This window comes from Kitasatospora sp. NPDC036755 (assembly GCF_040636595.1).
In the GTDB taxonomy this organism is placed as follows: Bacteria; Actinomycetota; Actinomycetes; order Streptomycetales; family Streptomycetaceae; genus Kitasatospora.
Genome location: NZ_JBEZUT010000270.1, coordinates 1 through 12,353 on the forward strand (window position 1 = coordinate 1; position 12,353 = coordinate 12,353).

A 12,353-nucleotide genomic window follows, 5' to 3' on the forward strand; every position below is an offset into this window, starting at 1 on the left:
GGGGCGACCTCGTCCGCGGTGACGGTCAGTCAGCAGAGCAGGGATTTCGCCAGGAGTACCTCGATGCTGCCCTGACGAGTACCTCACTGACGTCAAAGCTCGTGAACATCACCCGCCCGTGGTTCGGGGTGCCTCCCGAACCCGTGAACAAAGCCACCGACCGTCCCCGCACGGCACGGCTGCCCCGCCAGTGCCTGCACTGCTCCTCGCACGGGCCGGCGCCCGCCGCGTCGCGCTCCTGACCGTGCGACGCGACGGAAGGGCCACCGCCCCCCCGGCACCGGCCTTGGCGGCTGCGATCCCGGACATCGGCGGCACCCCGTCGGCGGCCGCTGGCCGAGCAAGTGACGGCCGCCGGCCGGGGGTGCTGTGCCGTCCAGCCGAAGCGGGACGGAGGCCCGGGGTCAGACGGCCTGGAGCCTGTAGAGGTCCGGGTAGTCGCTCTGGACGATCTGGTTGCCGTTCCCGCCGCCGGTGGCCGCCACCCACTTGCCGGAGTGCTGCCCCTTGAGGGTGATCAGGCCGGTGCCGGGCACGTTCTCCTTCACGAACTGCTGCTCGGTGGGGATGTGGTCGCTGAAGCAGCCGGTGGTGATGATCCAGGCCCCGGAGCTCATGGAGTTGCCGTCGACGGCGAGGCACCAGTGACGCCAGTTGTCCTGGAAGACCACCGTTTCGGTGTTGTTGGGCCCGGGCTTGTGGCAGTAGATCCACTGCTGGTTGGACTCCTTGCCCCCGAAGTACTGGATGACCGAGCCGTGGTTCCCGGGCGACAGGGCGACGGTCAGGAAGGTCTCGGGGTCGGTGGTGGGGGCCTTGATGAGGTAGGGGCCGCCGTCGCAGGTGAATTCGCCCCACGTGGTGGTGAGGGCGGCCGTGGCCGGGGCGGGTGCCGCGACAGCCGCCGGGACGGCAGCGAACAGGACGGCGGCGGCGACGGTGCCGAGCGCGGTCACCCGGCGTCGGGCGCCGTGGCGGGACCGGTGCTGAAATGACATGGTGAACTCGCTTTCACTGTCGAAGGGGTGGGCAGCGAACGGCGGATGGTCAGCAGCTGAGCTTCAGTCGGGCGGCCGCCCGCAGGGTGCCGGCCGGCTCGGGCGAGGCGCAGGAGACGGTGCCCTTTTCGACGTTGCCGAAGGTGGTGAAGGTGCCGCCGATGGTGGATTTGATCCAGAGGCCGGTGCCCGGGCCGGAGCGGGCGCAGATGTACCGGGCCCATTCGCCGGTCACCTTGTGGAAGCCCCGGTAGCGGCCGTAGTAGCCGGGGATGCTGAAGGTCACGGGCTCGGTGAGGGGCGCGATATGAGTGCTCGTCTTGGTGTCGGCCACCGCGAAGCCGACCTTGGCGCCGACATTGGCGAAGAGTGCCTTGTAGTCGGCGGTCACCTCCGTGCTGCCGTTGACCATCGTGTTCACGACGGCGGTCTCGGTAAGCGTCGTGGGGTACTCGCCGGTGGTCCCGGGGGTGACGTTGACCGCCGCGAACTCGGTGACGGTCGGTTCGAGCCGCACCGAGACGACGTCCTCCCAGTTGCGGTTGCCGTCCGGGTTGCAGGCGGGGGTCGGCGGCGGGTCGGCCTGGGCGGGGGCGGCGCCGAGTCCGAGGCCGGCGACCGCGAACAGTGCGGCGAGGCCTGAGGCGAAGGCGGCGCGTCGGTTGCGCGAAGCCATGGGGGTGCTCCTCCGGTCGAATCGGATGCGAACGCATGGGTGATTCATGCATGTCATTCCTTGTGCGCACGGTCATCCTCCCTCCCGGGGCGGGACGGTCGCCATCCCAGTTTTCTAGGTGGTGCCGGGGCGCGTCGTGCGCGCGGGCGGGAGCAGGTCGGCACGGGGCGCGGGAAACTGACACGCCGTCAGGGCGGCACCGGGCGAAGCGTCGGCGCCCCCACTGGTCCTGGTCGCGCGGGTCCGGCGTGCACGGGTGGCCTCGTTGTCGGCGGCGCCGGGCGTGGTCGGCGCGTCAGCTCCCCGCGCGGAGGGGAAGCGCCGCGCCGATCACCGACCAGCGGGTCCTGGGGCACGGTGGTGCGCACCGTCGTCACGGCGCCGCCGCCGTCCGCTCCGGCCCTGGTTCACGCGGCCGCGTCGACGAGGGCCTGGAGCAGGCGCTGGGGGTCCTCGGCGAGTCGGTTGCAGACGTAGAGCCACCATTCCGTGCCGAAGACGACGTACTCGCGGGTCGGGTGGCCACGCTCGGCCATGGCGTCGAGCCGGTCGGGCCCGAGGCCGAGGAGGGTTTCGAACTCCCAGGGGGCGTGGTCCCGGTCCTTCCCCCCGAGGTGGTGGTCGATGCGGTCGATCAGGCCCCAGTCGTGGGTGGCGAAGGAGCACGGGTGGCCCGAGTCGGCCAGCCGCTCCGCGTACGTCAGGTAGGCGGCGGTCAGGGCCGGGGCTTCCCGCCGGTGGGCGATGGCTTCGGGTTCGAGGAAGGCGCCCTTGACCAGGCGGATGCGGCCGGGGCGGGCGAGCAGTTCCGGCAGATCGTCCGCGGTGCGGTGCAGGCGCGCCTGGACGGTGATGCCCACGTGGTCGAAGCGTTCGCACAGCGCGTGGTGCAGGGCCAGCACCGCGTCGGTGCGGTCGGAGCCCTCGGCCGAGATCATCATCTCCCGCCCGGTGGCGGCGGTGGCGTGGGCGATGCGGGTGGCGTTGGCCAGGGCGAGCTCCGCGTCGACGGCGAGGCCGATGTGGGACAGGTCGAGGGAGATCGAGCACCCGGGCGGCAGGAGCCGGGCGGCGGCGAGGAACGTGTCGGTCTCCTCGATGGCGCGCTGCGGGTCGCGGCAGCTCTCGCCCATGTACTCGACGTTCACGCGGTGGCCGGCGGCCAGGACCTGCCGCGCGCGGTCCAGGGCGTCGGGGAGGGTTTCGCCGGCCACGTACCGGCGGGCGACCTTGCGGGCCAGGGGGCCCAGTACGGGGTCGCCGGGGATGCGCCACTTCAGCTCCTCGTCGAGCGCCAGTGCGCGCAGGACCTGGGCCGTCCGTGACGGGAGATCGGTGGTGCCGGTGTGCGTGTGCGTGGTCATCCGGGTGCCTAGCTGTTCGCGTGACGGGGGAAGCGCCTGCGAGCCTTCCAGGGCGGGGCACCCGCGGGGAGTGGCAGAAACGACGGATAGGCTGCAATTCCTGCCGCCGTCGTGAGAGGGGATCGGGAGCCGGTGCTTCGCGATGTCGCCGTCCTGGCGCTCCAAGGCGCCCACGCCTTCGAGCTGGGCGTGTTCTGCGAGGTCTTCGGCATCGACCGCGGCGACGACGCGCTCCCCGTCTACGACTTCGCTCTCGTCCCAGGAACCGGCGACGCCGTGCCGACGCGGCACGGCTTCGAGGTGCGGAGCCGGCACGGCCTGGAGCGGCTGGCCTCGGCGGACCTCATCTGCGTCCCGGCCTACGACCCGCGCGTGCGGCAGCCGGACCGCCTGGCCGAGGAACTGCGGGCCGCCGTCGAGCGAGGCGCCCGCGTCCTGAGCATCTGCACCGGGGCCTTCCTGCTCGGCGAGGCCGGGCTGCTGGACGGGCGGCGCTGCACCACCCACTGGCGGTACACCGACGAACTCGCACGCCGTCACCCGCGGGCCCGGGTCGAGTCGGACGTGCTCTACGTCGACGAGGACCCGGTCATCACCGGCGCCGGCACCGCCGCCGGCGTCGACACCTGCCTCCACCTGATCCGCAAGGAGCACGGCAGCGCCGTCGCCAACGCGATCGCTCGCCGGATGGTCGCGCCCCCGCACCGCGACGGAGGCCAGCGCCAGTACCGCGAACGCCCCCTTCCCCGCGGCGGGTCCGGTTCCCTCGCCCCCGTCCTGGCCTGGATCGAAGCCAACCTCGACCAGGACCTGACCGTCGACGCGATGGCCCGCCACGCCCACCTCTCGCCGCGGACCTTCGCCCGACGCTTCCGGCAGGAGACCGGGACCACCCCGCTGCAATGGCTCACCGGACAGCGCGTCCTGCTCGCCCAGCACCACCTGGAGACCACGGACGAGCCGGTCACCGTCGTCGCCCACCGCACGGGCTTCGGCAGCGTCGACACCCTCCGCCACCACTTCGCCCGGCGCCTCGGCACGACGCCGCAGGCCTACCGGCGAACCTTCGGCGCCCCGCCCACCGGCGGATGACCCGCCCGAACCCACGGCTCCACGGGGTCCGCGCGGTGCCGTCGGTTCTCGTGGACGCGGGAACGGTCCGGCTGTCGGCGCCACGGCGTTCACCGGGCGTAGTCGACCTCGGGGAAGTCGGGGGAGGGGCCGTCGAGCAGCCGCCCCCGGTCGCGGAGGTGGAGGTCGAAGAAGGCGCGCGGGTAGGCGCGTTGGAACGCCTGTGCCCGGTGCCCGGGAATCGTCCCGACCTCGTACTCCAGGTCGGTCGGTGACATGCCCAGGAGCGGGGCGATCAGCGGCAGGATCAGCACGTCGTCGCCGAACGACTGGTGCGCGGCTCCCCGGACGGTCAGACGCAGGCGCCAGCCGCGCAGATGCGACCAGAACGCGCGCAGGGCGGGGTTGTTCTCCATGCCGCCCTTGCCCGGGGTGTCCACGACCAGGAACGGACGGTCGAGCCCGGCGTCCACCACCGGGCCCGCCGCGCCCCCGTCCAGGCTCGCTCCCACCGTGATCCGTTCGTCGGTGAGCATCGTCGCGGAGGTGGTGGCGCCGCCCAGGGAGTGGCCGAACATCCCGACGCGCCGCAGGTCGAGCGCCCCGCGCAGGCCGGTGGGCAGCGGGGTGCGGCAGACGCCGGGGTGGCCGCCCGAGCGGAGGACGGCGAGCCGGTCCAGGACGAAGCGGATGTCGGCGGTACGGACCGCGAGGGCCTTGGCGTAGTCGTTGACCCCGCCCAGCGGATTGGTCTCGACGCGTCCACCGGGGAAGGCGACCACCGCCGCGTCGTAGGTGTGGTCGACGGTGACCACCAGGAAGCCGTGACTGGCGAGGTCCTCCACGACGCCGGTGCCGAACGACCGTGACGCGGCGGCGCCGGGAGAGTGGAGCACGACCGGCAGGGGGCCCGGTGGGCCGCCGACGGGCGCGCCCTCGTGGCCGTGGGTGCCTCCCAGTTCCACCCGGCCGGGAGGCAGGCCGAGGAGGTCCAGGTACCGGTCGGCCGCGGCCGGAGGCATCCAGGGAACGGTGGGGCGGGCCGCGCCGGCGCGGGCGGGGTACCAAATGCTGATCATCAGCTCACGGCAGGGGCGGGAGGGCACCCAGGGGTCCGGCCGCGTGGTGTCGGCCAGGTGCAGCGCGACCGTGCCCACCGGGTACGGCCCGTTCGGGGCGGGCAGCCGGAACCGCACGGGTTCCTCCTGTCCCGGGCGCGCGACGGCCGGCGGCGCGAGCGGACCCAGGGCCAGGGTGGCGGCCAGCCCGGCGTACGAGGCAAGCAGTGTTCTCCGGTTCATGCGTTCCACTGTTCCGTCCGGCGGGTCCGGCGGCTTCGCCCCCGGGGAGGAACCCGGTGTCGGCCCAGGAGGGTACGGCGGGCATCGGCCGCGCGGATGACTCGGCCCGTGAGATGACGTCCTCCGGGCTGACAGGCCCCGGGCCCGGCTTGGATAGCGTGGCCGGCATGGGTGATGGGCAGTCACGGCCGCTGGTGGCCGGACGTCTGCGGGACGGTCAGTGGCACGGCGTGGACACGGTCGCGGCCGTGCTCCTCGCCCTGGCGTTCGGCGCGAGCGAGGCGCACCGCGCCGGCTGGGGCGCGGGAGCGGTGGCGGCGGTGGTCTGGCTGCCGGTCGCGGTGCGGCGCTGGCGGCCCGTCCGGGTCCTGTACGCGGTCCTGGCCGGGGCGGTCCTCGCCCTGGCGTCCACCGGGTGGGAGGAGTCCTGGGTCCCCGTCGGGGCCGTCCTGTACACGGTGGCGGCGCGCGAACCGCGGCGCCGCTCCGCGACGGCGCTCGGCTGCTCGCTGGTCGCCGTCGCGGCGGCCACGGTCCTCGTGCCGCGACCGCTCCCGGCCTCCGGGGCCGCGGGGGGCGCCGTCTTCGCGTCGTTGATGATGACCCTGCCCTGGCTGGTGGGCACCGCGCTCAGGGAGCAGCGGTCGTACGCGGAACTCGCCGCCCGGCAGGCCGTGACGGAGGAGCGCCTGCGGATCGCCCGCGAGCTCCACGACGTGGTGGCCCATCATCTGACGGTCATCGCGGTCCGGGCTGAGGTGGCCCGTGCGGTGGCCTCCACCAACCCGCGGGAGGCCGAGCACACCCTCGCGCTGGTCGGGACGGCGGGCCGCACGGCGCTCACCGAGATGCGCCGCATGCTCGGCGTCCTGCGATCGCCCGGTGACGGAGCCGAGTCGGGGGCCGCTCCCGGCCTGGCGGACCTGCCCGCGCTCGCGGACGGCGCGGGCCCGCGCGTGGAGCTGTCCGTCGACCCGGGGCCACCGCTGCCCCCGGGGGTGGAACTGGCGGTCTACCGGATCGTCCAGGAGGCCCTCACCAACGCCGTCAGGCACGCGGGATCGGCGGACTGCCGGGTGCACCTGTCCCGCACGGGTCCCGGGGCGGTCGAGATCGAGGTCGTCAACGACGCGCCGTCCCGGCCCCCGTCCCGGCTCCCGGCCCGGCGTCCCGGCGGCGGGCACGGACTCGTCGGGATGCGGGAACGGGCGGCCATGTGCGGCGGGACCCTCTCCGCCGGCCCCCTGGCGACGGGCGGGTTCCGGGTGCACGCGCGACTGCCCTGCGGACCGGGGGCGGCGCGGTGAACCGGCCGGTCCGGGTTCTCATCGCCGACGACCAGGCGCTGCTGCGGGCGGGCTTCCGCCTGCTCATCGAGAGCGCGCCGGACTTCACCGTCGCGGGCGAGGCCGTCAGCGGCGAGCAGGCCGTCGAACTCGCCCTGCGGCTGCGGCCCGACGTCGTCCTGATGGACATCCGGATGCCGGGCACGGACGGCCTGGAGGCCACCCGGCGCATCTGCGCGGACCCGGACGCCGTCGGCACCCGCGTGCTGGTCCTCACCACGTTCGACCTGGACGAGTACGTGTACGCGGCACTGCGCGGCGGAGCCAGCGGATTCCTCCTGAAGGACATCCTCCCCGCCGACCTGCTGACGGCCCTGCGGGTGGTCGCCTCCGGTGACGCCCTGCTCGCGCCCGCGGTCACCCGCCGCCTGATCCGCGAGTTCGCCGCCCGCCACGAGCCGCACCCGCGGCTCGTCCGGGAACTGGCGGGCGTGACCCCGCGCGAACGGGAAGTCCTCCGCCTGGTGGCCCGCGGACTGCCCAACCCCGCGATCGCCGGGCACCTGGGGCTGAGCGTCTCGACCGTCAAGACACACATCCGGCGGCTGCTGGCCAAGCTCCAGGCCCACGACCGGGCCCAGATGGTCGTCATCGCCTACGAGACGGGCCTGGTCACCCCGGGCAGGAACCCCCCGCCCACGGGCCGCCGCCCCACCGCCCCGGACGGCAGCCCCGAGGGGCACGCCTCCGACGGCACGTAGTCCCGCGTCCGGCTTCCGCCACCGCGCCGGCCTGTCGCGTCCACGGGGCTCTCACCCGCCGACGGCTCCCGCCCCGTTCCCGGATGACGAGAACGTCATGAGGGACGCGCGCGGGCGCGGTCGTGCGGACCGGAGGGTGCCGGGGCCGCACGACCGCGCCGGGTGCGCGGGGTTTCCGGACGGCTGCGGCCGTCCTGTGGTGGGTGTCGGTCAGGCGAACTTGACGCGCGCGGGGTCGGTCCAGCCGTTGCCGATCGTCACGGCGCCGGCCCAGTTCGCGTTGACGCCGTCGATGTTGCGGAAGGCCCGCAGGTCGCCGTTGGTCTCGCTGGAGACGAGCTCGGCCCTGCCGTCGCCGTTGAGGTCGGCGAGGCGGATGCGGGCCGGGTCGTTCCAGCCGGAGCCGATCTCGCGGGGGGTGCCCCAGCCGCCGTCGTCGAGGACGCCGTGGTTGGGCCAGGCGGTGAGTGTCCCGTTCTGGTTGATCTTGACGGCTTCCGCCTTGCCGTCGCCGTTCAGGTCGGCGAACAGGATGCGGGCGGGGTCGGGGAAGCCGCCTCCGAAGACGGTGGCGTCGGCCCAGTCGAAGTCGATGCCGTCGATGTTGCGGAAGGCCCGCAGGTCGCCGTTGGCGTCGACGGAGATCAGGTCGGCCTTGCCGTCACCGGTGAGGTCCGCGAACTTGACGCGGGCCGGGTCGGTCCAGCCGGTGCCGATCGTGCGGGGCGTGCCGTAGCCGGAGCCGGTGTTCGGCCAGGCGGTGAGTGTCCCGTCGGGGTTGTCGACGATCAGGTCCTTGCGGCCGCTGCCGGTCAGGTCGGCGAAGAAGACCCGGGCCGGGTCGGTCTGGACGTTCTTCACCACCTGCGCGGGCGCCCAGTTGAACGCGAGCGCGTCGATGTTCCCGAACTGCCGCAGGTCGCCGTTGGCGTCCGCGGACACCAGGTCGGCCTTGCCGGTGCCGCCGCTGTACAGCGGCGCCCGGGCGTAGCCGAGCAGGCCCTCCTTCTCCTGGCCCTCGCAGGCGGGGTCGGTGCTGTCGAGGTGTCCGCCGTCGTTCAGGACGCGGCAGCGGTAGACCGCGACGCTGGGGATGCCGTCCGGCGGGGAGGGCCAGAGGGATCCGCTGCCGCCCAGGCGGGTCTTGCCCTCGCAGTCGGGTTTGAGGGAGCTGAAGTAGTCGGTGTCGCCGGCCCGGCAGTCGTACAGGCTCACCGTGCCCGCGGGCTCGTTGAGGTTCACCAGCCCGAGCGTGGCCTCCAGGCGGTACCCGTCGGGCGGGCCGAAGGCCGTCACGACGTGCCCGACGCCGCTGTTGCTCACGTACCGGGCGAGGTCGGCGTAGGCGAGCGTGTACCCCTGGAGCCCTTCGACCTGCTTCCCCTCGCAGTTCGGGTCGGTGCTGTCGAAGTGGTCGCCCACGACGGGTACTTGGCACCGGTAGACGGCCATGCTCCGCTCCCCGGCCGGTGGGTTGTCGTACAGCCAGCCGAGCAGCCCGTCGACGTGCTGGCCCTCGCACTTCGCGTCGAGGGAGGTGAACTGCCCTCCGCCGTACCAGCAGTCGTACAGCGGGTGCGTGCCCGGCTGCCGGGCGAGCAGCAGCTGCCCGAGCGGGCCTTCGACGCGGTAGCCGTCCGGGGGCAGGGCGGTGGTGGCGAGGTGGCGGCCCGGCCCCGAGTACCGGGTGAGCTGCCCGTGGAGCGGGCCGCGGGTGGTGGGCTGGTGCTCGGGGATCAGGCTGAACGCGCGGGAGGGGATGACCTTGACCTTGGTGGCCCAGTCCTGCCCGTAGCCGGCGTCGATGACGTCCTGCGGGTTGTTGAACGGCACGATCGCGCCGCCGACGGTCTCCGCGACGGGCAGCCCCGTGCCGCCGTCCCAGCCCTGGACGAGGTGTCCGTCGGCGGGCTGGTCGTTCATGTGGTCCCGGGCGTCGATCGACCAGTTCGAGACCTTGACGGGGTTCCCGCAGCTGAGCGGGGCCGCGCAGGTGTCCTGGTGGAGCGGCGCGCCGCCGACGAACAGGTAGACGTTGCCGCGCTGGTCGACGGCGGAGGAGCCGTCGCGCGGGGTCGCCGGTCCGGCGTCGATGACGGCCTGCGTGGTCGGCCGTGATGCCGGCTGGCAGATCCCGTCGTCGCAGGTCGCCTGCCAGACCGGCGCGCCGCCGACCATCTTGTAGACGCGCCCCGTGTCCGTGGCGATGAGCTGCGTGTTGTCCGGCAGCCCGACGACCGACGTGATCGGCTGGGGTTCGGTCGGCTTCTGGGAGGACCGCCCCGGGGTGCCCTGGTCCGGCCGCCTCGGGTGGTGCGGCGGCCGGCCGCCGCTGCTGCCGCCACCACCGATCAGGTTCTCCAGTACCCCGCCCCTGCGCAGGATGTCGTACTCCGGACTGGGCTTGTCCACCACGACGTCCACGAGCTTGCCGGCGCTGAACGAGCCGGTGGTGACCCTGGTGGAACAGTTCGAACGCACGTAGGTCTCAGTGACGTTGACTGTCGCCTGGACGGCACCGGAGCGCCAGAACACCGTGCTCTTGGGCGGCACGTCGAGCTGGATCTCGTGGGAGGTGGTCCACGAGGTCTTGCCGCTGAGGCTGAGACCGACCTTGACGGAGCTTTCGGCGATGAGGGTGTCGATACTCGCGGTGAACTCGCCGCTCACGGTGACGCTGGTCTCCACGGTGCGGGAGAGAGCCGCCCTGGTGTGCAGTGTGGCGCTGGACGAGGCGTTCACCGAGATCCCGTCCTGGTACTGCCCCCACCACAGGCCCCCCGACGTGTAGGCCGTCAGCCGGGAAGGATCGCAGACGGGCGTTCCGGCGAATGCCTGACCGCCGCCGCCCAGTCCGCCCGTGGCCAGCAGGACCGCCAGCGCGGTCCGCCCAGCCATCGTCCTGTCAGTCGCATGAGTTGATCAATTCCTCTCGCAGCGAGGGAAGTCGGGAACAACCGCGGACGAGCCGAAGGACGGTGCACCTGCCCCCGGCCCTACCACCGGACGCTACGGAGGGGCGCCTTACCGTTTGCTTACCGGGCGCCTGACGGGCGCCCTTCGCCCGGACCCGCGACCGCCGGTGCGGCGCTCACCCCGCCGGCCCGACGGGCGGTCAGCCGTCGCCTCGGCCCGTCCTGCCGCGCTCGCGCGGCGGGATGCGGTTGCCGTCCGGATCCACCGCGTGGTCGGAGGACGTAGCGGACGTCCGTGGCTGTCACTGATCGAGGTCGTCCTGCGCGCCTGACCCGAGACGCGGCCGGCCTCGGCCGTCTGGCGCTGTCCGCGCCGCCACGGGTCGTGGGCCCGGTCGCACCGCCGCGCGGAGGCGGTGCGGCCGGGCCCATGTGACCGTCCGCGGGCCCCGAGGGCCCGGGCGGTGGTTCAGCGGTTCCGTGCCGCGTAGGCGGGCGACACCACGGCGATCAGGACGGCCGCCACGCCGACCTGCAGCAGGTGCCGGATCCAGTCGATTCCGCCGGTGTGCCGCACACCGAAGTAGGAGGCCGCGGCGTTGCCGAGCACCGCCCCGACCGCTCCGACGAGGACGGTCAGCCACAGTGGAACGGGCTGACGGCCCGGCAGCACGAGCTTCGCCAGCAGGCCCACCACCAGGCCCGCGACCAGGGCCCACAGGATCGTCATGGTCTTCTTCCTCTCGTTCGACCCGGCCTTTCCGAGACGCCCGCCGTGTGCCCCGAGGGCCGGGCGTTCATGCCGGTGGCGCGGGGACCGGACCCGCGGGCGCCCGCCGCGCGGCACCCGCGTCACCGCGCGGCGTCCGGTGCGGTGACCAGGGAGCAGCCGACGGCCGCCCGCCGTGGGCGAAACCCGTGGCGGACACCTTCGCCCGGAACGCGCGTCCGTGGCCCCCCGTCCGGGGTCATAAGGTGCAGGAATGATCGAACTGGTGATCTTCGACTGTGACGGCGTGCTGATCGACAGCGAGCCGATCGGCGTCGAAGTGGACAAGGTGGCGATGGCGGCACTCGGGCTGCCGATGAGCGGGCAGGAGATCGTGGAGCGGTTCGTCGGGCTGTCGCAGCGCGCGAAGACGGCCGCGCTGGAGGAGCTGCTCGGACGGGAGCTGCCCGCCGACTGGTGGGAGGAGTACCGGCCGCTGCACACCCGGCTGACCGACGAGCGGCTGGGCCCGGTGGACGGGATCGTCGAGGCGCTGGAGCGGATCGACCTGCCCGGGTGCGTGGCCTCCAACAGCGGTCATCGCTGGCTGCGGCGGGGGCTGGGCCTGACCGGGCTGTACGAGCGGTTCGCCGGGCGGATCTTCAGCGGCGCGGAGGACGTCCCGCGCGGAAAGCCCGCGCCCGACCTGTTCCTGCACGCGGCCCGCACGCTGGGCGCCGACCCGGCCCGCTGCGTGGTGGTGGAGGACAGCCCCCACGGCCTCAGCGCGGCGAACGCGGCCGGCATCCCCGCCTTCGGCTACACCGGCGGCGTCAACTCCGCCGACCGCCTGGCCGGCCCGGGCCGGGTCCTGTTCGACGACATGCGCGACCTGCCCGGCCTGCTCACCGCGCACGCCCGCTGACGCCCGGGCCCGGGAACGCACCCGCGCCACCCGCCGGACAGCCGTCGGACAGCGCGTTCCCCGAGCGTGCGCGGTTGGGTCGTCGGTGCGGGGGTGTCAGCGGGGGGAGATGTACTGGAGGGTGGCCAGGTGGTCGCCGGTCCGGGCGCCTACCTGGACGTTGGGAAGGTGCTGTGAGGGCTTGGTCGTGGTGATCCGGAAGACGTACTCGGCCGAGTCGCCCGAGTGCTTGGCTTCCAGCCCGGTCGGGGCGGTCGCGGTCAGGGCGCCGCAGTCGTCGTGCAGTGGGACCGGGGTCCATCCGTCGCCGGACTTCGCCTCCAGGACGATGTCCTCCTCGGTCAGGC

General features: G+C 73.6%; 12 protein-coding genes. 5 read left to right on the forward strand and 7 right to left on the reverse strand.

The genetic code is table 11. The annotated features are described in order from the left end of the window. Positions 1-242: hypothetical protein (locus tag AB0E96_RS30655; RefSeq protein WP_359829034.1), on the forward strand; the 242-nt coding region annotated here is incomplete at its 5' end. A gap of 162 nt (positions 243-404) precedes the next feature. Here AB0E96_RS30655 and AB0E96_RS30660 read toward each other — a convergent pair. The 3 genes from AB0E96_RS30660 to AB0E96_RS30670 all read right to left on the reverse strand — a co-directional run bounded on the left by AB0E96_RS30660 (position 405) and on the right by AB0E96_RS30670 (position 3,038). Further along, positions 405-998 (reverse strand): hypothetical protein, encoded by a 594-nt coding sequence (locus AB0E96_RS30660; RefSeq protein WP_359829035.1) that lies wholly within the window; start codon positions 996-998, stop codon positions 405-407. Positions 999-1,047: 49 nt separating this feature from the next. Next, on the reverse strand, positions 1,048-1,674 hold the full coding sequence (locus AB0E96_RS30665) for a hypothetical protein (RefSeq protein WP_359829036.1): 627 nt from the start codon (positions 1,672-1,674) through the stop codon (positions 1,048-1,050). A gap of 407 nt (positions 1,675-2,081) precedes the next feature. Further along, positions 2,082-3,038, reverse strand: a complete 957-nt coding sequence (locus AB0E96_RS30670) for a proline dehydrogenase family protein (RefSeq protein WP_359829037.1) — start codon at positions 3,036-3,038, stop codon at positions 2,082-2,084. A gap of 132 nt (positions 3,039-3,170) precedes the next feature. Between AB0E96_RS30670 and AB0E96_RS30675 the strand changes: the two genes are divergently transcribed. Beyond that, a complete protein-coding gene (locus tag AB0E96_RS30675) occupies positions 3,171-4,130 on the forward strand; it encodes a helix-turn-helix domain-containing protein (RefSeq protein ID WP_359829038.1) in 960 nt (319 codons plus the stop codon). Positions 4,131-4,219: 89 nt separating this feature from the next. On the opposite strand, the gene AB0E96_RS30680 is transcribed toward AB0E96_RS30675, so the two are convergent. Further along, entirely contained in the window at positions 4,220-5,410 is a 1,191-nt protein-coding gene (locus tag AB0E96_RS30680) for a lipase (RefSeq protein ID WP_359829039.1), read from the reverse strand. 167 nt (positions 5,411-5,577) lie between these two features. Between AB0E96_RS30680 and AB0E96_RS30685 the strand changes: the two genes are divergently transcribed. Next, positions 5,578-6,717, forward strand: a complete 1,140-nt coding sequence (locus tag AB0E96_RS30685) for a sensor histidine kinase (RefSeq protein WP_359829040.1) — start codon at positions 5,578-5,580, stop codon at positions 6,715-6,717. After that, entirely contained in the window at positions 6,714-7,457 is a 744-nt protein-coding gene (locus AB0E96_RS30690) for a response regulator transcription factor (RefSeq protein ID WP_359829041.1), read from the forward strand. Before AB0E96_RS30685 ends, AB0E96_RS30690 begins: the two co-directional genes overlap by 4 nt. Before the next feature lie 210 nt (positions 7,458-7,667). On the opposite strand, the gene AB0E96_RS30695 is transcribed toward AB0E96_RS30690, so the two are convergent. Both AB0E96_RS30695 and AB0E96_RS30700 read right to left on the reverse strand, forming a co-directional pair. Further along, positions 7,668-10,355, reverse strand: a complete 2,688-nt coding sequence (locus AB0E96_RS30695; RefSeq protein ID WP_359829042.1) for an FG-GAP-like repeat-containing protein — start codon at positions 10,353-10,355, stop codon at positions 7,668-7,670. Between the two features lie 486 nt (positions 10,356-10,841). Beyond that, positions 10,842-11,102 (reverse strand): GlsB/YeaQ/YmgE family stress response membrane protein, encoded by a 261-nt coding sequence (locus AB0E96_RS30700; protein ID WP_359829043.1) that lies wholly within the window; start codon positions 11,100-11,102, stop codon positions 10,842-10,844. A gap of 253 nt (positions 11,103-11,355) precedes the next feature. Here AB0E96_RS30700 and AB0E96_RS30705 point away from each other — a divergent pair, with 253 nt between their 5' ends. After that, on the forward strand, positions 11,356-12,006 hold the full coding sequence (locus AB0E96_RS30705; RefSeq protein WP_359829044.1) for an HAD family hydrolase: 651 nt from the start codon (positions 11,356-11,358) through the stop codon (positions 12,004-12,006). Between the two features lie 96 nt (positions 12,007-12,102). Here the strand turns inward: AB0E96_RS30705 and AB0E96_RS30710 are convergent. Continuing rightward, on the reverse strand, positions 12,103-12,353 hold a 251-nt coding region (locus AB0E96_RS30710), incomplete at its 5' end, for a hypothetical protein (protein WP_359829045.1).